General features: G+C 68.3%; 19 protein-coding genes. 10 read left to right on the top strand and 9 right to left on the bottom strand.

The window, feature by feature from the left end; genetic code table 11:
* Nucleotides 1-61: 61 nt before the first annotated feature.
* The 6 genes from AC5P53_RS13555 (at nt 62) to AC5P53_RS13530 (ending at nt 5,419) form a co-directional block, all read left to right on the top strand.
* On the top strand, nt 62-508 hold the full coding sequence (locus tag AC5P53_RS13555) for a YbbD-related protein (protein WP_241886944.1): 447 nt from the start codon (nt 62-64) through the stop codon (nt 506-508).
* A 35-nt stretch (nt 509-543) separates the two neighbouring features.
* Complete coding sequence (locus AC5P53_RS13550; protein WP_241886946.1) at nt 544-1,074, top strand: Cif family virulence factor; 531 nt, start codon at nt 544-546, stop codon at nt 1,072-1,074.
* Nucleotides 1,075-1,178: 104 nt separating this feature from the next.
* Nucleotides 1,179-1,853, top strand: coding sequence for a response regulator transcription factor (locus tag AC5P53_RS13545; protein ID WP_014647407.1), 675 nt, complete (start codon nt 1,179-1,181; stop codon nt 1,851-1,853).
* Nucleotides 1,850-3,103 (top strand): sensor histidine kinase, encoded by a 1,254-nt coding sequence (locus tag AC5P53_RS13540; RefSeq protein ID WP_241886948.1) that lies wholly within the window; start codon nt 1,850-1,852, stop codon nt 3,101-3,103. Before AC5P53_RS13545 ends, AC5P53_RS13540 begins: the two co-directional genes overlap by 4 nt.
* Before the next feature lie 47 nt (nt 3,104-3,150).
* Nucleotides 3,151-3,537 (top strand): diacylglycerol kinase, encoded by a 387-nt coding sequence (locus tag AC5P53_RS13535; RefSeq protein WP_014647409.1) that lies wholly within the window; start codon nt 3,151-3,153, stop codon nt 3,535-3,537.
* Nucleotides 3,538-3,610: 73 nt separating this feature from the next.
* The gene (locus tag AC5P53_RS13530; protein WP_241886950.1) at nt 3,611-5,419 is read left to right on the top strand and encodes a phosphoethanolamine--lipid A transferase; all 1,809 of its coding nucleotides are present in this window, start codon (nt 3,611-3,613) and stop codon (nt 5,417-5,419) included.
* Here the strand turns inward: AC5P53_RS13530 and AC5P53_RS13525 are convergent.
* Nucleotides 5,323-6,243: a M14 family metallopeptidase gene (locus tag AC5P53_RS13525; protein ID WP_032962492.1), complete on the bottom strand. Its 921-nt coding sequence runs from the start codon at nt 6,241-6,243 to the stop codon at nt 5,323-5,325. The genes AC5P53_RS13530 and AC5P53_RS13525 overlap by 97 nt on opposite strands.
* Before the next feature lie 145 nt (nt 6,244-6,388).
* Between AC5P53_RS13525 and AC5P53_RS13520 the strand changes: the two genes are divergently transcribed.
* Genes AC5P53_RS13520 through AC5P53_RS13505 form a run of 4 tightly spaced genes read left to right on the top strand, consistent with a single transcriptional unit; the run spans nt 6,389 to nt 10,325 of the window.
* The gene (locus AC5P53_RS13520) at nt 6,389-7,042 is read left to right on the top strand and encodes a DUF3348 family protein (protein WP_241886952.1); all 654 of its coding nucleotides are present in this window, start codon (nt 6,389-6,391) and stop codon (nt 7,040-7,042) included.
* 10 nt (nt 7,043-7,052) lie between these two features.
* On the top strand, nt 7,053-9,317 hold the full coding sequence (locus tag AC5P53_RS13515) for a DUF802 domain-containing protein (RefSeq protein ID WP_241886954.1): 2,265 nt from the start codon (nt 7,053-7,055) through the stop codon (nt 9,315-9,317).
* The gene (locus AC5P53_RS13510; RefSeq protein ID WP_014647413.1) at nt 9,314-9,952 is read left to right on the top strand and encodes an OmpA family protein; all 639 of its coding nucleotides are present in this window, start codon (nt 9,314-9,316) and stop codon (nt 9,950-9,952) included. The genes AC5P53_RS13515 and AC5P53_RS13510 overlap by 4 nt, the downstream gene beginning before the upstream one ends.
* Entirely contained in the window at nt 9,870-10,325 is a 456-nt protein-coding gene (locus AC5P53_RS13505; protein WP_495227420.1) for a DUF2894 domain-containing protein, read from the top strand. Before AC5P53_RS13510 ends, AC5P53_RS13505 begins: the two co-directional genes overlap by 83 nt.
* 250 nt (nt 10,326-10,575) lie before the next feature.
* Here the strand turns inward: AC5P53_RS13505 and AC5P53_RS13500 are convergent, their stop codons facing one another.
* From AC5P53_RS13500 to AC5P53_RS13465, 8 genes are all read right to left on the bottom strand, one after another.
* Nucleotides 10,576-11,022, bottom strand: a complete 447-nt coding sequence (locus AC5P53_RS13500) for an REP-associated tyrosine transposase (RefSeq protein ID WP_495227419.1) — start codon at nt 11,020-11,022, stop codon at nt 10,576-10,578.
* 170 nt (nt 11,023-11,192) lie between these two features.
* Complete coding sequence (locus AC5P53_RS13495) at nt 11,193-11,951, bottom strand: 2,3-dihydro-2,3-dihydroxybenzoate dehydrogenase (RefSeq protein ID WP_241886957.1); 759 nt, start codon at nt 11,949-11,951, stop codon at nt 11,193-11,195.
* Nucleotides 11,942-15,832 carry an enterobactin synthase subunit F gene (locus AC5P53_RS13490; RefSeq protein WP_241886959.1) on the bottom strand — a complete coding sequence of 1,297 codons (3,891 nt, stop codon included), beginning with the start codon at nt 15,830-15,832 and terminating at the stop codon, nt 11,942-11,944. The genes AC5P53_RS13495 and AC5P53_RS13490 overlap by 10 nt, the downstream gene beginning before the upstream one ends.
* Nucleotides 15,829-16,086 carry a phosphopantetheine-binding protein gene (locus AC5P53_RS13485; protein WP_049439394.1) on the bottom strand — a complete coding sequence of 86 codons (258 nt, stop codon included), beginning with the start codon at nt 16,084-16,086 and terminating at the stop codon, nt 15,829-15,831. The genes AC5P53_RS13490 and AC5P53_RS13485 overlap by 4 nt, the downstream gene beginning before the upstream one ends.
* The gene (locus tag AC5P53_RS13480; RefSeq protein WP_241886960.1) at nt 16,086-16,718 is read right to left on the bottom strand and encodes an isochorismatase family protein; all 633 of its coding nucleotides are present in this window, start codon (nt 16,716-16,718) and stop codon (nt 16,086-16,088) included. The genes AC5P53_RS13485 and AC5P53_RS13480 overlap by 1 nt, the downstream gene beginning before the upstream one ends.
* Nucleotides 16,718-18,370 carry a (2,3-dihydroxybenzoyl)adenylate synthase gene (locus AC5P53_RS13475; protein WP_049439392.1) on the bottom strand — a complete coding sequence of 551 codons (1,653 nt, stop codon included), beginning with the start codon at nt 18,368-18,370 and terminating at the stop codon, nt 16,718-16,720. Before AC5P53_RS13475 ends, AC5P53_RS13480 begins: the two co-directional genes overlap by 1 nt.
* Entirely contained in the window at nt 18,367-19,560 is a 1,194-nt protein-coding gene (locus AC5P53_RS13470; RefSeq protein ID WP_046431041.1) for an isochorismate synthase, read from the bottom strand. The genes AC5P53_RS13475 and AC5P53_RS13470 overlap by 4 nt, the downstream gene beginning before the upstream one ends.
* Complete coding sequence (locus AC5P53_RS13465) at nt 19,557-20,753, bottom strand: MFS transporter (protein WP_049439387.1); 1,197 nt, start codon at nt 20,751-20,753, stop codon at nt 19,557-19,559. The genes AC5P53_RS13470 and AC5P53_RS13465 overlap by 4 nt, the downstream gene beginning before the upstream one ends.
* Nucleotides 20,754-20,874 lie beyond the last annotated feature (121 nt).

Genomic DNA, 20,874 nt, shown 5'->3' with positions numbered 1-20,874 from the left:
CGGCTCAAGCGTCTGGCGCCAGAAGAGCGGGTCAGGATGCTCCCCGGTGAGGACGACAACGATGATCAGCCCTGAAGGAATGATCCGGCGCGCCATCTTCGTGACGCTCTGCAGTGTGCTATGCGCCTGCGGCCTGGTTATGGACAGTTCGTTCGACACTCTGCGCGAGGCGCTTGACTCCGCCATGGTGAACAAGGGATGGATTCCCGGCTGGGTGCCCCACGAGGCGACCGACCTGCGCGAGGTGCACGACCTCGACTCGAACACCAGCGCGCTGGCCTTCACCAAGCCTCCTGCGATACCACTGCGGCTGCCTGCGGATTGCCAGGCAACGACATTCAGTCACGGCGATCCTGTTGCGTTCGATCGATACTGGTGGCCGGGCGACGGGACGCTCAAGTCGTCGTATCGCGTCTTTCGCTGCGCGCCCGAATCCGGAAAATCAGTCTTCGTCGCCATCAACAGGACCGAAGACCACGTGCTCTTCTGGCGAACCTACGCGCGGTGATGCGCCCGCGCCACCCTATTCCTCCCCAGGACCCCATGATGCCCAACGCACGTGCACGCTTCGTCGCCCTCGCCCTGTTGCTCCCGGCGTGGCTGCCGGCCTACGCCACGCAGAATGCCCCCGCCGACGTCAAGGCGATCGAACAGGTGGTCGAAGCGTTCCGCGCCTCGCTGATCAACAAGGACAAGCCGACCTACATGGGCCTGTTCTTCTCTGATAAACCGGAAGACATCGGCTGGCAGTTCGTTTCCGAGGATGTCCGCCTGCAGGACATCCGCAAGGCCAAGCCCGATGCGATCAAGGCACGGCAGATTCCCGCCAACAACTTCATCGCGCTGATCGACGGGGCGATGGCCTCGCCGAAGCCGAAGGAGGAGAAGTTCTCCAACACGAAGATCGAAACGGACGGCGATGTGGCCTCGGTCTCGTTTGACTACAGCTTCCACGACGATGGGGTGAAGACCAACTGGGGCAAGGAAATGTGGCAGCTGGTCCGCACCGAGCAGGGCTGGAAGATCTTCTCGGTGATCTACTCGATCCGCGATTCACGCAGCCCGGGCGATTGAACGTCGCTTGACCGGGCCGAACCCAGGCCGCGATCCATTCAGCAAGGGCATTGGCATTCGGCCATCGATCGGGCAGAGTTCGGCCACGCGCAAGGACGCATGCCATGACCCGCCTGCTGATCATCGAAGACAACCCCGAGCTGGTTGCCAACCTGTACGCCTTCTTTGAGCCGCTCGGCTACGTGCTGGACGACGCGCGTGACGGCGCCAGTGGCCTGCGCCGGGCCACGCAGCACGACTACGACGCCATCCTGCTGGACCTGATGCTGCCGCGCCTGGACGGCATGACGCTGTGCCAGAAGCTGCGCCAGGAGTTCCAGAACCCGGTGCCGATCCTGATGCTGACCGCGCGCGATCCGGTCGAAGACCGTGTGCAGGGCCTGGCCCTGGGCGCGGATGACTACCTGGTCAAACCGTTTTCGCTGGTGGAACTGGATGCACGGATCAAGGCCCTCGTACGAAGGGCACAGGGGCGCCAGGTCCAGAGCGTGCTGGCGTGGAAGGACCTGCAGGTGGACACGCGCTCGCCACAGGCCTGGCGGCAAGGCCGCTGCATTGCGCTGACGCCCACGTCGCACAAGCTGCTGATGTGCCTGGTGCGTGCAGCTCCCGCCGTGGTGCGCAAGCAGGAGATGGAATACCTGGTCTGGGGCGACGAGCCACCGGACAGCGGCGCGCTGCGAACCCACATCCATGAGCTGCGCCTGCAGGTGGACCGCAGCTTCGACACCGCGCTGATCACCACGGTGCACAGCGTCGGCTGGCGCATGCAGGCGTGAGCCCTGCCTCCCTCTACCGCCGCCTGAGCCTGCGCACCCGCATCACGATCTCGTTCGTGCTGTTGATGGCCGGTGCCATGGGCTTCATCGTACTGGCCGAACAGGTCGACTACGACCAGGTCCGGACTGCTGTCGTCGCACGGACCCAGCACGGCGAAGTGCAAAGGCTGCAGGCCGCGCTGGATCGTGGCCAACGCCCCGCCCTGCCACCAGGGACCCAGCTGTTCGATGCCCAGGACGTGCCTGTCGTGCTGCGCCAATACGGCCCGGGCTACCACGGCGAAGAGGCGCCCAACGAGTGGCACCTGCGTGTGTTCGACAGTGGTGGCCAACGCTACTACCTGCTGCAGGACGCCGCACCCTATGGCTATCTGGAACACCTGATCAATGCCTTTGCGGCACTGGTCATTTCGGTCTGCGTGTTCGGCGCCTTCCTCATCGGCCGCAAGGTCGCTACCCACGTCATCGCGCCCATCACACGATTGGCCGATGCGGTGCAGGACGGCCACAAGCCCTTTCCCTACCAGGACGCACGCGACGAGATCGGCGTGCTCGCGCGCGCCTTTGCCCGCCATAGTGACGAGCTCGAACGGTTCCTGCATCGCGAGCAGTGCTTCAGCGGCGATGCCAGCCACGAGCTGCGCACGCCCTTGGCCATCATCGGCGGTGCTGCCGAAACGCTGGCCTGCCAGCTTCCGGCCGACAGCCACCTGGTTCCCAGCGCGGCACGCATCCTGCGTACCGCCCAGGAGATGCAGCGCCAGCTGACCTGCCTGCTGCTGCTCTCGCGTGCCCCCGGCGCCGTGCCGCGCAACGCGGTGGCCCTGCGTCCGCTGCTCGAATCCTGCATGGAGCGCTGCCAGCCCTGGCTTTCCGGCAAGCCGGTGACCGTTGCGTTTGATGCCCGGCATGACGCCGTGCTGGTCACCAACGCGGATCTGGCGCACAGCATCATCTGGAATCTGCTGCGCAATGCCTGCCAGTACACCGAAAGCGGCGAGGTGCGAATCACCCTCCACGACACCGCACTCATCGTCGCTGACACCGGACCCGGCCTGCCGTCCAGCATCGACCCACGGCAGTTCCAGCGCTTCGCGCCGGGTGGCGCGCACAGCGGCGAGGGGCTGGGGTTGTCGATCGTGCAGCGCATCGTCGAGCACCTGGGCTGGACGATGACCGTGCAATCCTCCGGGCAGGGGTGCCGGTTCACCCTGCGCTGGCCCCGCCCCCCGCATCTGACGGATTCCTGACATCGGGCTGCACATGCTCCGGGCTGCTCCCCCGCTCTGGAGACGGCATGCAGCACCCCAAGGACAGCGGCAAGTACCCGCACGGCAAGACCGGATTGAGCCGCATCTTCCACACCCTCATCCATTCGCGCGATGGCTTCATCGCCACCTTTCGCGGCGAGGCGGCGTTCCGCCAGTTGTTGCTGCTGCACGCGCTGCTGATGGCGGCTGCGTTCGTGCTGGACATCAGCACGGTCGAGCGGGCACTGGTGCTGGCGGTCTGCTTCATCAGCCTGCTGGTGGAACTGCTCAACTCGGCGATTGAAGCCGTGGTTGATCGCATCTCGCTGGAGAAGCATCCGCTGTCCAAGAACGCCAAGGACATGGGCAGCGCCGCGCAGACCACCGCGTTGTTGATGGTGGGTGCGGTGTGGGGCGTGATCCTGCTGGGCTAGCCCGGCAATCCTGACAACTTCCTGATAAGGCCGTTTCGATACTGCGCGCACTCCTGTTCCGCGGAACCTGCTCGTGCGTCAATGCCTCCGTTTCCCGCGGTCCCATCCAATCGTTCTGGTCTGGGCCGCCGCACTGTTCTTCGCCACGATTGGAAACATTGCCCTCTGGAAGACGCTCTGGGGGCTGATCGATCTCAACAGCCTGCGCAGCATGCTGTTCCTGGCCAGCCTGCCGCCGCTGCTGTTCTGCCTGTTCAACCTGCTGCTGACGCCACTGCTGGCACTGCCATTCCTGCGCAGGCCGCTGCTGGTGCTGCTCGTTGTCGTCAGCGCCGCGTGCAGCTACTTCATGCTGCACTACAACGTGCTGATCGATCGCAGCATGGTGCAGAACGTGTTCGAGACCAATCAGGCCGAACTGAACGCCTATCTGTCGCTGCCGCTGCTGTTGACCCTGCTGGCGCTGGGCGTGCTGCCCGCTGCCGGGCTCGCCCTGGTGCGCACCACCAGCGGGGCCGGTTCGATACGTTCGCTGCTGGTGTGGCCGGCCAACGTCCTGGCGTCGCTTGTGGTGCTGCTGGTGATCGGCTTTTCGTTCTACAAGGACTACTCCTCGCTGCTGCGCAACAACCGCTACATCCGCGACCAGGTACTGCCGTTGAACGTGGTGCGCCATACCCACGGCTACCTGAAGAGCCTCTACAGCACCCGCCAGCAACCGTTGCGCCCAATCGGCACGGACGCGCGGCGCTTTCCGGGCCCGCGCCCGAAGCTGGTGGTCATGGTCGTCGGCGAGACCGCGCGTTCACAGAACTTCCAGCTCAACGGCTACCCACGCGCGACCAATCCCCGGCTCTCGCGCAAGGATGGCGTCATCAGCTTCAGTGATGTTTCCTCATGCGGAACCGCAACGGCGATTTCGGTACCGTGCATGTTCTCGCAGATGACCCGCCAGCAATACGACGACGTCCGCGCGGCGACCGAGGAGAACGTGCTGGACATCCTGCAGCGTACCGGCGTCGGCGTGCTCTGGCGCAACAACAACAATGGCGGCTGCAAGGGCGTGTGCGAGCGCGTGCCGACCGAGGACATGCCCGCACTCAAGGTGGCCGGCCAGTGCGTCAACGCCGACGGCACCTGCTACGACGACGTGCTGCTGCATCAGCTCGGCGCACGCATCGACGCCATCCATGGCGATGCCCTGGTCGTGCTGCATCAACTCGGCAGCCATGGACCGACCTACTTTGAACGGTATCCCGCAGCGTCGCGGGCCTTCAGCCCGACCTGCGACAGCAACCAGATCCAGCACTGCAGCAACGAGGCACTGGTCAACACCTATGACAACACCCTGGTGCATACCGACCAGGTGCTGGCGGAGACCATCGACCTGCTGCAGGGCTATTCGGACCACCGCGACGTTGCGCTGATCTATGTCTCCGACCATGGTGAGTCGCTCGGCGAACGCGGCATGTACCTTCACGGCACGCCCTACTTCATCGCCCCGCGCGAACAGACCCAGGTGCCGATGGTGATGTGGTTCTCAACGGAGTTCAGCCGCAACGCGGGCCTGGACATGCCCTGCCTGCGTGGGAATGCGCTGCGCCGCGCCTACAGCCACGACAATGTCTTCCATTCCCTGCTGGGCCTGTTCGGTGTCAGCAGCAGCGTGTACCAGCGCGATCTGGATGTCTTCGCCGGCTGCCGGGCGACGACCGGCGCGCCGCTCGCCACCGCGCCGGCCAAGCGGCACCGGCTGATGCCGGTCACCGCCCGGAACGTGGCGCGTTACTGTGCGGCCAGGGCGAAATCCAGGCCGGCGCATACCGCCGCCACCTGGGCGTCGTTGCATTCCTGCGGGTTGGTGCGCGGGCTGTCCGGGTAGACCTCGGTGGTGGTGGCAAAGCGTGCATCGGTGAAGCCGGCGCAGGCACCAATCGAACGCGATTCGCCCCAGACCACGCCCGGCGACTGCAACGGCAGGCCGACCAGGTTGCCCTCGGCGTCGGCCGGGGCGATATGGGTGACCGGGGCGACGGCGGCGATCAGGGCCTTCTGGAACTCGGCCTGCGGATCCTCGCTGTTGCCGATCACGTAGAAGCCGTCCGGAATGGTGTCGCGCTCGAACGGCTTGCCGTCGCGGGCGCAGCGGGCCGGATCGAACTCGTGCAGGTCGCTGTCGGTGGTCTCGTGCAGGTCCAGGTGCACCAGCAGGTTCGGCTTGCGCTCGGCCACCCAGCGCATCAGCGCGGCGGCTTCCTCGATCTGGCCGCCGTCACGGAAGCTGCGGTTCGGGTCGATGGCATCCGGGTTCCAGCGCTGGATGCGCTCGTAGCCCCATGGGCTGACGCACGGCGCCACGATCAGGTTCAGCCGGCCCAGGTAGCGCTCGGCCTGCTGTTCCAGGAACTGCAGGGCGCCATGCACGCCACTGGTCTCATAGCCGTGCACGCCGCCGGTGATCAGCGCGGTCGGCAGCGCCGGGTTCCAGTCGTGGTTGACCACGGCGAACAGCGGGTAATGGTCCGGCGCGTAGTCCAGCTGACCGTACTGGATCACATCGAAGCTGTCGTCCAGGCGTTCAAGCGCGGCCACCACATCGTCGTGGTAGCTGCGCTGGCGCTGCTGGCGGGCCCGCCACTGTGCGCGTTCCGCGTCGCCCCAGGGCTGTCCGGGGGTGCCGATCGGGTAGAACTGCGCAACAGTCATTGGGGAACTCCAAGGGTCGAACGGATGGGTGCAGCCGGACATTCTAAGCCTTGTCGCGCCCGCGGGCCTCTCCCCCCGGCCCCGCCTTCATCCAGGCCGGGTCATCTGGTTGTAAAATCAACGGTTTTTGGCCCCTCACCCCTTGATGGCGAACGCAGCGCAGCCGGTCCTGGGTGGACCGGAGTTCCTCCGCCTGCTCGCCCGTCTCAGCGACGGCGCGATGCCGGCCACCAGTCCCGCCCTGACCGATCGCCTCGGCCAGTGGGTGGACTGGAGCCGCGCCGTGGCCCTGTCCGGGGCGCTCGGCGGACGCATGCCCGAGCCCGGTGAAGCCGCCGAAGCGCTCGAGGATGTGCTGGCCGACTGCGCGCAGGCGCACGCCAGCCTGCTGGCCTCGATCAGTGAGGATGCCGAAGCCGAGCGCCTGCTGGACCTGGCCGAAGCCGCCGCTGTACCCAACTTCGCCTCGCTGCGCCAGCGCTATCGGGTGCTGCAGCAGGCCATCCAGACGGCCACCGGGCGCCTGCGCGGCCGCCTGCGCGACCAGCTGGTGCAGGTTTCACCCGAGCTGGCGCGGCTGGCCGAGGTCGATGCGGTGATGGAACAGACCCTTACCCCGCGCGAGCACAGCCTGCTGGCCACGGCGCCGGCGGTGCTCGGCGCCCGTTTTGAACGCGTGCACGGCCAGCCCGGCTGGCGCGCGGCCTTCCGCCATGACATGCGCACCCTGCTGCTCGCCGAGCTGCAGCTGCGCTTCCACCCGATCGAAGGGCTGCAAGACGCCCTGCGCTCCCACTGACCGGAACACCATGTCCAGAACTGCTTTCCATGTCGTTGTTTTCCTTGTCGGCCTGCTGGCCGTGTGCTGGATCGGCATTGGCTACGTTTCGGTGCATCCGCTGGGTGCAGCGGTGGCGGCGATCATCGCGGCCTGCTACATCGCCGGTGGCGTGGAGCTGTATCGCTACCGCCAGGCCAGCAACGGCCTGCGCAGCGCGCTGAACGACCTGTCCAGCGCGAAGGAGAGCCTCGCCCCCTGGCTGGAGCGCGTGCCGGCGGGCCTGCGCAACGCCGTGCGCCTGCGCGTGGAAGGCGAGCGCACCGCCCTGCCCGCACCGGTGCTGACCCCATACCTGGTTGGCCTGCTGGTGCTGCTGGGCATGCTCGGCACCCTGCTGGGCATGATGGACACGCTGCGTGGCACCGGTCTGGCGCTGCAGAGTGCGACCGACATGGCCGCGATCCGCGGCTCGCTGGCCTCGCCGGTGCAGGGCCTGGCGGTGGCATTCGGTACCTCGATCGCCGGTGTGGCCAGCTCGGCCATGCTCGGCCTGCTGGCGGCACTGCTGCGTCGTGACCGCCTGCAGGCCGTGCAGCAGCTGGACCGCGCCATTGCCGGCGACCTGCATCCGTACTCGCAGGCCTGGCAGCGCGCCGAATCGCTGCGCCTGCTGCAGGCACAGTCTGCGGCGCTGCCGGCGCTGGTCGACCGCCTGCAGGCGATGACCAGCACTTTTGAACAGCACAGTGCGGCCGCCAATGAGCGCCTGCTGGCCGGCCAGGCCGAGTTCCTGACCCAGAGCCAGGCCCTGCAGGAACGCCTGGCCGTCTCGCTGCAGCAGTCGCTGCGCGAAGGTGCCGAAGCCAGCGCCGCCGCCATCGGTGGTGCGCTGCAGCCGATGGCCGAAACCACCCTGGCTGGCCTGGCCCATCACGGCGAAGCACTGCATGCCCGCGTCGAGCAGGCCGTGCAGCAGCAGCTGGCCGGCCTGAGCGAGGGTTTCGAGCGCAGCCGCGTCGCCACCGAGGCCAGCTGGGCCAAGGTGGTGAGCGAGCAGACCCAGGCACAACAGGCGCTGGTCAGTGATCTGCGCCAGCACCTGCAGGCCTTCAGCGATGGCCAGGGCACGCACGCCGAAGCACTGGTCGCGCGTATCGGCGAGCGCCTGCAGGCCGATGCCCGCGGCAATGCCGAGGCATGGCGCGCCGCCGCCGAACAGCAGCAGGCACTCAACAGCGCGCTGGTCGAACGCCAGCAGCAGGCGTTGCTGGCCTCCAGCGAGCATCTGGACGCGCGCGCGCAGGCGCTGCTACAGGCGCTGGAGCAGCACCACAGCACCAGCCAGGCGCTGCTGCAGGACCACGAACTGCAGCGTTCGCAGCAGTGGCAGGCCGCGCAGGCCGCTGCCGCGGCCGCGCACGCCGAACTGCAGGCTGGCCTGGACAGCCGCGAGCAGCAGCGCCAGGCGCGCTGGGACGCGATCAGCGCCGAGCTGCAGCAGGCCCACGCCGCGCTGCAGGCGCAGCTGCAGGCCGGCGACGAACAGCGCCTGCAGCGCTGGAGCGAAGCCTTGCAGCACGTTTCCAGTGACCTGGCCGAGCGCCTGCAGGCCAACGGCGAACACCTGGCTGCGCAGCAGCAGCAGGTCTGCGACACCCTGGCGGCCACCGCACAGCAGATCGGCGAGAACGGTCGCGCGCAGGCCAGCGCCACGCTGGCTGAAGTGTCTACCCTGCTGCAGACCGCCGCGGCCGCGCCCAAGGCTGCTGCCGACGTCATCAACGAGCTGCGCAGCACGCTGTCCGAGAGCCTGGTGCGTGACAACGCGATGCTGGAAGAGCGCGGCCGCCTGCTGGCCACCGTGCAGACCCTGCTGGATGCGATCAATCACGCTTCGCACGAGCAGCGCACCGCTGTGGACGCACTGGTCGGTGGCTCGACCGAGCTGCTGGAGCGGGTTGGCAATCGCTTCACCGACCATATCGCCGCAGAGACCGGCAAGCTGGATGGCATTGCCGCAGCGCTCAACGGCAGCGCTGCCGAAGTGGGCCAGCTGGCCGGCACGTTCGGCGAAGCGGTCGCGCAGTTCGGCAGTGCCGCCACCGAGCTGTCCGGCCGCCTGGAACAGATCGGCGGCGCACTGGATGCCTCGCTGGCCCGCAGCGACGAGCAGCTGGCCTACTACGTAGCCCAGGCGCGCGAGGTGGTCGACCTCAGCCTGCTGTCGCAGAAGCAGGTGATGGAAGAACTGCAGCAGCTGGCCGCGCGCCGCGGCAAGGCCGGCAGCGCATGAGCGACGAGCTGGAGGTCGACGGCGGTTCGCATGCCCCGATCTGGGCAGCCTTCGGCGACCTGATGTCGGTGCTGCTGGGCGCGTTCGTGCTGATACTGGTCGGTGTGGTCGCCGTGCAGCTGGAGCTGTCGCAGCGACTGGACCAGGAAGTGAAACAGCGCCAGGCCGAAGCCAAGCGCCTGCAGACGCTGGAGCAAGCGTTGGCTGGACCGCTGGCGGCCGGCCGCGTGACGCTGGTGGATGGCCGCATCGGCATCAGCGGCAGCGTGCTGTTCGCGCTGAACTCCGACCAGCTGCAGCCGGAAGGCCAGGAGCTGCTGCGCAGCCTGGCCGCACCGCTGGCCGCCTACCTGGGCAGCCGCGAAGAGATCCTGATGGTCAGCGGCTTCACCGATGACGCGCCGGTACGCGAAGGCAACCGGCGTTTCGCCGACAACTGGGAGCTGTCGGCGCAGCGCTCGCTGACCGTGACCCGCACCCTGATCGCCGATGGCGTACCGGCTGACGCCGTGTTCGCCGCTGCGTTCGGCAGCGAGCAGCCGGTCAGTTCCAATGCCGATGAGGAAGGCCGCGCACGCAACCGTCGCGTCGAGATCGCGCCGATTCCCAAGCCCAAGGCCCCGGATGCCAAGTAAGTCGCCAGCGCTCGAAGGCCTGCGCGCACTGGTGCGCGACCTTGATGCAGGGTCGCGCTCGCTGCCGCATTACCCGCAGGTGCCGATGCTGCAGCAGGCGCAGCGCGAGTGGACGGAGCTGCGCAGCGAACTGCAGGTGCGCCGCTCCCTGCGCACCGAGGCCCCGGCTGACGGCGGCCCGCTGAACTCGGCGGTGCTGGTGCAGCGCATGCTGGACACGATGCAGGCCACCAGCCCCGGCTACCTGCGCCACTTCATCGACTACGTGGACACCTTGTCCTGGCTGCAGGCACTGCAGGATGGCGCCGCCAGTGGTGCGGATAGCGCAAAGCCGAAGCGCACGCGCAAGCCACGCCAGACGCCGAAGGAGTAGCGCCGGCTGCTGGCCGGCGGCTACGCGTCTCCGCGCGGGTCATGGGGTTGCCGGCCAGCGGCCGGCACTACCATCGCGGGTGCTCTGTGCGCCGGAACACGATCTGCGCTGCGCTTCGGTTCTGCCGTGGTACTGCCGGCCGCTGGCCGGCATCAGACCGGACCGAACACGGCCGAAGCGCACTCAAGCGGCGCTGAACGGCGAATGGCCGCGCTGAACATTGACTGGTAGTGCCGGCCGCTGGCCGGCATCACACCCAGACCGACCACGCATGCGGATACTCGCCAATCTGCCCAGCAAGACCGGCGCGTACCGGATTCCCCAGGATGTACAGCGCTTGCCGCGCCATCGACTCCTCGGCCCTCACGGCATGATCGAAGTAGCCGGGCTGCCACACCGTACTTCGACGGCCCGCCAGGCGATTCAGGGCAAGCGCGCTCGACGATTTCATCCGGCGTGCGATGTCTGGAAGGTCAGCTGCGCGCAGCTCGAACATCCAGTGGACGTGATCCGGCATGGCGACCCATGCGTGTGACCGTACGAGCCCGCGCTGCTCGATGTAATCGAACTGGTCGATCACACATGCTGCTGCAGCTTTGCTTTCAAGGAGCCGGCGGTGCTGATGCGTGGTAGTTGTCAGAACGTAGACCTGGCCGATGATCGAGTAACGGCCCAGGCGGAGGCGATGGCTGCTCATGCGCCATGGTGGGTCGATCATTGCGCGTTGGCTGTCGGGCCATGGCTCGACGGGGGTTGGGAGATGTCTGAAGGTGAATGAGGTTGCCGGCCAGCGGCCGGCACTACCGGGGGCCGTAGGTTGCCGGCCAGCGGCCGGCACGACCACAGCCGGCAGGCGGCCGTCGGGGCTCAGCCGCGCAGGGTGGCGCCGCCGTCGACGTACAGGTCGCTCATCGCCACGTGCCCGGCCTGTTCCGAGAGCAGGAACATCACCGAGTGCGCGATGTCCTCGGGGGTGGCCAGCTTGCGCAGTGGAATGCCGGCCTTGTAGGTCTCCAGGCTGCCGGCGATCACCCGCTCGGCACCGTGCTCGTCCTGCCACATGCCGGTCTGCATCGGGGTCAACGTCGATCCCGGGGCGACGATGTTGCAGCGGATTCCCAGCGGCGCCAGTTCCAGCCCGAGGCAGCGGGTGAACATGGTGGCGGCGGCCTTGGATGCCGCATAGGCGGCCATCCCGTGCCGCGGCACACCGGCCGCATTCGAGCTGACGGTAACCATCGCGCCCTGTCCGCGCGGCGACATCACCCGCGCCAGAGCACGCCCGACATGGAACACGCCGTCGGTGTTCACCGCGAACACCCGGCGCCAGTCGTCATCGCCGGTCTCGGTCACGCCGCCCACATGCAGCACACCGGCCACGCTGGCGGCCAGCATGATCGGTCCGATGCTGGACTCGACCCGATCCACCAAGGCGTCGACGGCCGCACTGTCGGTCACGTCAAGAGCAAACGCCTGCACACGTGCATCCGCGAACATGGGTGCTTCGCAATCAGTCGCCACCACGGTGCAACCGGCCGCGGCCAACAGCCGTACCAGTGCCTCACCGATGCCCCCGGCGGCACCGGTCACCAGCGCCACACGACCTTCAAAACCGGTCAATTGCATGTTGCGGTCTCCTGTTGCTCGTCCCAGTGGCGCAACCGCGCCGACAACCACGGTGCCAGCTGCGCCACCGCATCGCGGCCGGTCAGTTCGGCGTGCAGGAACGGCAGTTCCAGTGCCTGCACCTTGCGCGCGTGGCTCCGCCACAACGCCGACTGCAGCTGTGGCCGCGCCTGGTGATCCCGGCCAGCGCGGACGTGCACCAGCGTGCCCTCGAACGGCCGGTGGATATGTTCACGGATCAGCCGATTGGTACCGGTCACCGCGCGCACCACGCCGTCAAGCACCACATCCGGCAGGCTGCCCAGTGCACTCCCGCCGCGACGCAGGAACGCGAGTATGCGTTCCCGGCTGTCCAGTTCCGGATGCGCATCCGGGTCATGGCCGGCAATCGCCAGTAGTGCCCGCAGTGCGGCGACGGCGTCCGGTTCAGGCTCGGCCCGCCAGCACTCGCTGGGATAGGCGTCCAGCAGCACCAGTTCGCCGACGTCGCGGCCGATCTCATGCAGCCGCACCGCCATCGCCTGGGCCAGGATGCCGCCCACCGACCAGCCCAGCAGATGCACCGGCCCCTTCGGCTGCAGTGCGACCACGCGCTGTACGTGGTCGTTGGCCATCGCCTCGATGCTGCTCGGCAGTGGCAGCCGCGCGTCCAGTGCCGGCGACTGCAGGCCATACACCGGGCGGGCTGGTTGCAGTGCCCGGGCGAGCGTGCGGTAGTTCCAGGCGATGCCACCGGCCGGGTGCAGCACGAACAGCGGCGTGGGCCCGGCAGCGTCGGTTGCGGCCAGCGCGATCACCGGCCCCAGCGCGTGATCGGCCAGCGCGGGTGGCGCGGCAATACGAACCGCCAGCGCGGCCACGGTGGGCTGGGCAAACAAGGCGCCCAAACCCAGATCGCAGCGCCAGCGCTGCTCGATCGCCAGCAGCAGGTGCACCGCCGACAGCGAGTCACCGCCGAGACTGAAGAAGTCCGCATCCACCGCCACCGGCGCCTCACGCCCAAGCGCCTGTGCGAACAGCAACGCCAGCTCCTGTTCCAACGGCGTGCGCGGCGCCAAGCCGGCAACTTCACGTTGCGGTGGCTTCGGCAACGCATTGCGGTCGAGCTTGCCGTTGGCGGTCACCGGCCAGTGGTCCACACCAACGATGGCCGAGGGCACCATGTAGTCCGGCACACGCGTGGCGAGGTGGCTGCGCAGCATTACGGCATCGGCAAGCGCGGTCGGCACATAGGCCACCAGACGCGCTTCGCCGGGAGCATCCTGGCGTAGCAGCACTTCCACCCGCTCCATGCCCGGCAGTTCGCGCAAAGCCGCCTCGATCTCGCCCAGTTCGATGCGCAGGCCGCGCAGTTTCACCTGATGGTCGCTGCGGCCCAGGTACTCCACCGCACCATCGCGGCGCCAGCGCGCCACGTCGCCGGTGCGGTAGATGCGCTCGCCCGCCAAGAAAGGATCGGCAAGGAAGCGTTCGGCGGTCAGATCGTCGCGACCGAGATAGCCGCGTGCCAGCTGCACGCCGCCCAGGTACAGGTCACCGGCCACACCGACCGGCACCGGCTGCATCCGGGCGTCCAGCACGTACAGGCGGGTGTTCCAGACCGGGAAGCCGATCGGCACCGGCCGCGAGCAATCCTGCGCTGACGCCGGCCAATAGCTGACATCTACTGCGGCCTCGGTCGGGCCGTACAGGTTGTGCAGTTCTGCGCGCACGCGCGCATGGAAGCGGTCGCGCAACGCAGCGTCCAGCGCCTCGCCACTGGTGAATACGCGGCGCAGCTGCAAACCTTCGGAGGCCGGCGCAGCGAGGAAGGCGTCGAGCATCGACGGCACGAAATGCGCGGTGGTGATGCCATGGCCCCGGATCAAGCGCGCCAGTTCAGTGGGATCGCGATGCGCATCGGGCCTGGCAACCACCAGCGTTGCCCCGCACAGCAGCGGCAGGAAGAATTCCCAGACCGAGACATCGAAGGTGGCCGGGGTCTTCTGCAGCACGCGGTCATCGGCGCCGATGTCGTAGTGCTCGCGCATCCACAGCAGGCGATTGACGATCGCGCGGTGTTCGACGACCACGCCCTTGGGCTCGCCGGTCGAACCGGAGGTATAGATCACATAGGCGGCATCGCTGGGCGCAGGATCCGCCCATGGCGCCGCAAAACTCAGCGCGGTCCACTGCTCCGGCGCGAGCACCGGCACACCGGCCATGCGCGCCGATACGTCTGGCGCAGCCAGTACGCACACCGGCTGCGCCGACGCAAGAATACGTGCCAACCGCTCGTCAGGATGGGCAAGGTCCAGCGGAAGATAGGCCGCGCCTGCGCGCAGCACCGCGACCAGCGCGAGCACCAGTTCCAGCGAGCGCGGCAATGCCACCGCGACTACGCTGCCCGGGCCGACGCCCATCCCGCGCAGTTGTGCGGCAAGCGCGAAACTGCGCGCTTCCAGCGTTGCATAGTCGAGCGTAGTGTCGCCGAACACCAGCGCCGGCGCGTGCGGATCCCGATCCATGCCCTGCTGCAGCAGTTCAACCAGGGTAGTCTCGGGAAGCGCGTGCGCGGTGGCATTGAAACCGTGCAGCACCTGCTGCGCCTCCTCAAGCGTCGCCAAAGGCACGGCTGCGATATCGTCAGCCTGCAATGCTGCCGACACGAAATGCAGCAACCGCGCTGCATGCGCCTCGACATCCTCGCGACTGTACAGCGCGGGATTGGCCTCGATCTCCAGATCGAGAAGGTGCTGGCCATCGCCACGGAAGCCCAGTGTCAGATCATCCACCGGCCCGGTGCACAGCACCTCCAGCGTCGCCTGCACGCCGGCCAGCGCCAGCGGCTTGTAGAACGGCTGCACATTCACCAGCGGACCGTGCAGGCGCTGCTGCGCGCCGACCAGCCCCAGGTCCCGGCGCAGCTGCTCACTGCGGTAACGGCCGCGCTTGCGACCCTGGCTGAGCTGCCGGCCCAGGCCGCGGATGAAGGCCTCGACGCTGCCCTCGCCGGCCGCTACGCGCAGCGGCAACACGTTCATCGCCATCGCCGGCACCCGCGCCGACGCGTTGCCGAGCCGGCCCATGTAGGGCACGCCCAGCACCACTTCATCGGCGGCGCTCATCCGCCGCAGGTACTCGCCCGCCAGCGCGGCCAGCACATCCGGCCAGGGCTGCAGCCAACGTGCCGAGGCCTGCAGCAGCTGCTCACGGAAGGCCGCATCGAGCGGCTGCACCCAGCGCAGCGCATCGTCGCTGGCCGCCACGGTACCCGCCAGGCCCACGCCCGCCGGCGCCCCCTGCAACTGCTCGCGCCACCAGCGCCCGGCCTGCGCACGACGCGGGTCGGCACGATAGGCGGCGTCATCCGCCAGCACGCCCGCCAGCCCTGGCAGCGGTTCAGCCATGCGACCGGCATGCAACGCGCACACGCGATCGGTGAACAGCGCCATGCCGTAGCCATCGGCGGCCAGATGATGCACGCGCAGGTACCAGACCCAGCGCTGCCCGCCCAGGTCAAACAACACCTGCTGACTGATCCGGTCACGGGTGGGATCGACCGGGCTCAGACGGTCGGTGTGCATCAGGTTGCGTGCCGCAGCGGTGGGATCCGCCGCGGCGGAAACATCGCGCACCGAAAGCAGCGGCACGTGTGCCGGGTCATGCCACTGCAGCGGCTGGCCATCGGCCCCTTCGGCAAAGCGCAACGCGAAGGCCTGGGCCTCGCCTGCAGCCTGGTCTGCCGCTGCAATGAACGCGGCCACGTCAAACGGGCCGTCGATCCACACCGCATGTGCGGTGTTGAACGACGGATTGTCCGGTGCCAGCCGCTGTGCGAACCACAGTCCGGCCTGGGCCTCGGTCAATGCCACCGGTGTGGCCAGCGCAGCGGCGTTCATGCGTTCTGCGCGGCCTGCAGTTGCTGCACCACAGCCCACCACTGGCGCAGCGTGGTGTGCTCGGCCAACTGTGAGAACTCCAGCGGCAATCCGGTGTTGCCCCAGGCCAGGACCAGGCCGAGCATGCGCATCGAGTCCAGGTCCAGGTCGATCAGGTTGTCGTCGTCACCGATCTCTGCTGGCTCGCACTCCAGAACGCGCGCCACGTCGGCACGCATGCGCTCCAGATCCAGCACCTCACCCGTGGCAGCCATCACAGCACCTCCAGCAGCTGGTCGGTGGTCATCGGCACCCCGCTGGTGCGCGCAATCCAGTGCAGCGCCTGATCATGATCGGCGCGCGAGAAGTCCGCCACGGCATCGGCGGCGATGAAGGCCTCGATATCACGCTGGAACGCTTCGACCACGGTCGCGGTGCAGCCGATATGCGCGTATACGCCGGTCACCAGCAACTGGTCGCGGCCACGCACCCGCATCAGCGTCTCCAGGTTGCTGCGCTGGAACGCGCTGTAGCGGTGCTTCACCAGCACGTGCTCGCCAGGCTGCGGTGCCAGTGCCTCGATGATTGGTTCATGGTCGGCGCTGCGGCGCATGCCTGGTCCCCACAGGTCGGCCTGCAGGCCACGGTCACGGCGGTCCTGGTCGCCATGCTGGGCGGTGTAGAACACCGGAATGCCGTGCGCGCGGCAATGCGCCAGCAGCCGTGCGATGTTGTCCACTGCCGGCCGCAGCGGTGCGTTGCCGGCGTCGAATGCGGCCAGGAAATAGCGCTGCATGTCGTGCACCAGCAGGGCGGCACGATCGCGCTGCGGGCGCCACGGGCCGCGCGCCTGCGGCAGTTCGGCGGCAGTCGGCAAGGGGTAATCGGTGATACGGGGCAGCGCCATCAGCGCGTTCCTCCTGTCTGTTGCAGATGACGCGCACGCAGCTGCGCGCGCAGTTCGCGGCGGCTGATCTTGCCGACCGCGGTGGTATCGAAACTGTCGACGAACACGACCTGGTCGGGCACCTTGAACGCGGCCAGGCCGCGCCCGCGCATCCAGGCCTTCAGCGCCGGCGCCTTGAACGGCTCGCCCTGCGCAATCACGAACGCGCAGCTGCGCTCACCGAGATACTCGTCAGGAATGGAGACCACGGCGGCGTCGAACACGCCGGGGTGGGCCAGAAGGTGATCTTCGATCTCCTCGGCGGAGATTTTCTCGCCCGCCCGGTTGATGTGGTCACCGGCACGGCCCTGCACCACCAGGTAGCCTCCGGGCAGCTGCTGCACGCGGTCGCCGGTGCGGTAGAAGCCGTCGTCGGTGAACGAACGCGCATTGGCCACCGCATCGTTGTGGTAGCCACGGATGGTGTACGGGCCGCGGGTCAGCAGATGCCCTACCTCGCCTTCCGGCACCGGCTGGTCATGGTCATCGACCACGCGCACCTCGTCGTCCGGGCTGATCGGCCGGCCCTGGCAGGCTACGATCAGTTCTTCCGGATCATCCAGCCGTGTGTAGTTCACCAGGCCTTCGGCCATGCCGAACACCTGCTGCAGCGTGCAGCCAAGACCGTCAATCACCCGCCGTGCGGCTTCCGGCACCAGTTTGGCCCCGCCTACCTGCAGTACCTGCAGGCTGGACAGGTCGTGCTTGCTGGTGGCGGCGGCCTGTGCCCACAACAGCGCCAGCGGCGGCACCAGCCCACAGCAGGTCACTTGCTCGCGCGCGATCAGCGGGAAGGCCGCGTCCGGCCCCGGACCGGGGCTGAGCACCACGCGGGCACCGGCATACAGCGCGCCGAAGAAACCGGGCGAGCTCATGGGAAAGTTGTGCGCGGCCGGCAGCGCGACCAGATACACGCTGTCGCGGTCGATGCCGCAGAGGTCATTGCTGGCACGGAACGAGTAGATGTAGTCGTCGTGGGTGCGTGGAATCAGCTTGGACAGCCCGGTGCTGCCGCCGGAGATCTGCAGGAACGCCACCGACTGCGGGTCCGGGTCGGCCGGCAGCTGGTTGCGGTCTCCCTGCAGCGCCTCGAGCGCGGTGAACTCTGCTGCATCGCCATCGATGACCACGTGGCGCAGCGCCGGCACCTCGGCCTGCAGCGCCCGCGCCAGCCCGCGATGATCAAAGCCATCGTGCAGGTCGGCAGTGATGTAGGCACTGGCTTCGGCCTTGTTGGCGAAGTGCACCAGCTCGGTGATGCGGTGCGCCGGCAGCGCATACACCGGCACCAGGCCGGCGCGGAACAGCCCGCATACGGTGGCGATGAACCCGGCGGTGTTGCCCAGCTGTACCAGCACCCGCTCACCGGGTTGCAGGCCGAGTGCCAGCAGTCCGGCACCGATGCGACCGGCCTCGTGCCACAGCTGCGCGTAGCTCAGGCGCACATCGCCAGCGACCACGGCGATGTCATCAGCGTAGCGTTCCGCACGCTCACGCAGGAACGCCGGGAAGGTCTCGCCGCGCCAGTAGCCCGCCTCGCGATAGCGCGCCACCAGCGCATCGGGCCATGCCTGCTGCAGTGGCAGGCGGGAAGAAACAGTGGGCGTGTTCATGCAGCAGGCTCGATGACGGGCGCGGCGTCGTGGACGCCCAACGCGTTCAACAGGGCGGCAAACTTCGCCGCGGTTTCGGCGACCTCGGCCTCGGGCTGCGACTGGGCAACGATGCCGGCGCCGGCGTACAGGCGCAGCTGCGTGCCCTGCAGGCGTGCGCAGCGGATCGCCACATACCAGTCACCATCCCCTTGCGCATCCAGCCAGCCGACCGCACCGGCATAGAAGCCACGCGGCACCGGCTCAAGCTCGCGGATACGCTGCAGTGCCGCCAGCCGGGGTGTACCGCAGACCGCCGGCGTTGGATGCAACTGCGCCAGCAGCTCGGCCGCCGATGTCTTCGGATCCTTCAGGGTGGCGTGGATGCGGGTGCCGAGATGCCACATGCTGGCGGTGGCATGCAGCACCGGGCGCGGCTGCGCATCGATGTGGCTGCAGTACGGCGCCAGGCCCTCGATGATGGCCTCGACCACGTGGCGGTGCTCGTCATGGTCCTTGTTCGAAGCCAGCAGCGCCTGCGCGGCGCGCTCGTCCTCGGCGGCATCGGCACTGCGGCGCGCGGACCCGGCCAGCGGGTGAGACAACAGCTCGGCGCCACGCTTGCGCAGCAGCAGCTCCGGTGTTGCGCCGACCAGCCAGGCCGGTGCGTGCCCCGGTTCAACCGGAAGCGGCACCGCATAGGTCGCCACCGAGGGATCCGCGCCCAACCGCGCCAGCAGCACCTCTGGAGACAGCGCATGGCGGCTGTGCGCCAGCAGGCTGCGCGCCAGCACCACCTTGTGCAGGTCCTGGTCGGGCGCGCGCAGCGCCTTCACTGCCTCGGCAACCGCGGCTGCATAGTCCTGCGCTGCGGGCTCCGCCTGCAGCGGGCCCTGCAGCGCCGGCGCCGCCCGTGGTTGCAACGGCAGGGCCGGCAGCAGGCGCTCAGGCTGGTACAACGCGTCGTCGGCACGCGGTTCGAATGGCACCGCACCGACCAGCAGGCCCGGACCGCCACGCTGCTGGGCGAAGAAGGCCGCAACGCGCTCCGCCAGGGTTGCCAGCGCGCCACCCGGCAGCGCGAGGCGGCAACCGCGTGCGTGCACATGCTGGCCGGCATGCTGCAGCAGGAACAGCGACGCGTCGTCAGTGCTCTCCAGCGGCGCGGGCGCAGCCTCCGGCCACGCGCCCTGCATCAGGGAATCGTTCATGGGGTCTCCTTCATCCGATGCGCTGCAGCCAGCGCGCACAGCAACAGCAGCAGCGCGCCGACCAGCAGATATGGCAGGCTGGGCCCGCCGCGATACAACAGCGTGCCGAGCATCGGCCCGGCCACCATGCCCAGCCCCTGCGCGGCAGCGACCGTGCCCGCCGCGGCACCCTGCTCGTGCGCTTCCACCGCGTCGGCGGCCAGCGCCTGGAACGAGGGGAATACGAAGCCCATGCCGAACGCGGCCAGCGCGTATGCCGCCGGCAACTGCCAGCCCTGCTGCACGCCCGCCACCGAAGCAAAGCCAATGCCGGAAATCAGCGCGCCGAGGATGATCCAGCGGCGCGGATGCACCTCCAGCTTCATCACCAGCGCCTGCGCCAGGATCAGGCCGATGCCGACCGCGGTCAGCGCGATGCCGGCCATGCGTGCACCAGCGGCAGCATCCAGGCCCAGGCGATCAATCGCGAAAAAGCCCACCGTCACCTGCGCGATGGTCACCGAGACCATGGCGATGAGCGCCGCCAGCTGCGGCAGGCGCAGGCGCGGGTCGAGGCGGCTCATCGGCGCGCGGCGCTGTGCGGACGCGCCAACCACCGGCGGTGTGGCCGGCAGCCGCCAGGCCAGCAATGCCAGTGCCAGCAGCGGCAGCAACGCGGCCACGTACAGCGCCAGCGAAAGGTTGGTATAGGCAAGCCAGCCGGCAGCGGCCGGCCCGAGCACCATGCCCAGCGCATTGGCGCTGCCCAAGCGGGCGAGGAATTTCGCACGTTGGCCGGTCGGTGCCTTGTCGGCGATGAGCGCGGCTGCGGTGGGCGGCACCGCCGCGTAGAACAGGCCGATCAGGCCTCGCGCACCGACCAGCACCAGCACCGATACCAGTACCGGCGGCACCGCCTGCAGGGCAACGTCGATGAACACTGCCAGCGCGATGTAGACCACGGTGTAGGCGCTCATCGCCAGCATCAGCACGCGCTTGCGGCCGATGCGGTCGCTGAGCTGGCCCCATGGGCGAGCGGCCAGCATCCACAACGCGCCCGCGGCGGTGACCGACAGTCCGGCATGCCACTCGGACAGCCCGAGCATGCGGACCACCGGACCGATCACGGCGACGAAGGACATCATCGCCATGGTGCCGATCAGGGCGGCCACTACCAGCGCCGGCAAGCCGGGAACGACGGGACGTGCGTGCATGGAACACCAGCCGTAACAGGAAGGGATCGCCGGGCGCACGTGCGCCCCGCCCGGCGCCGGCCCTGCTCAGGACCGGACGCCATCCTCAAATGATAACGGCTCGTATTTGCATTTGATACCC

It is taken from the genome of Stenotrophomonas sp. YJH_SMC_82, from assembly GCF_059368875.1.
This window is presented reverse-complemented; position numbering and strand designations above follow the sequence as displayed.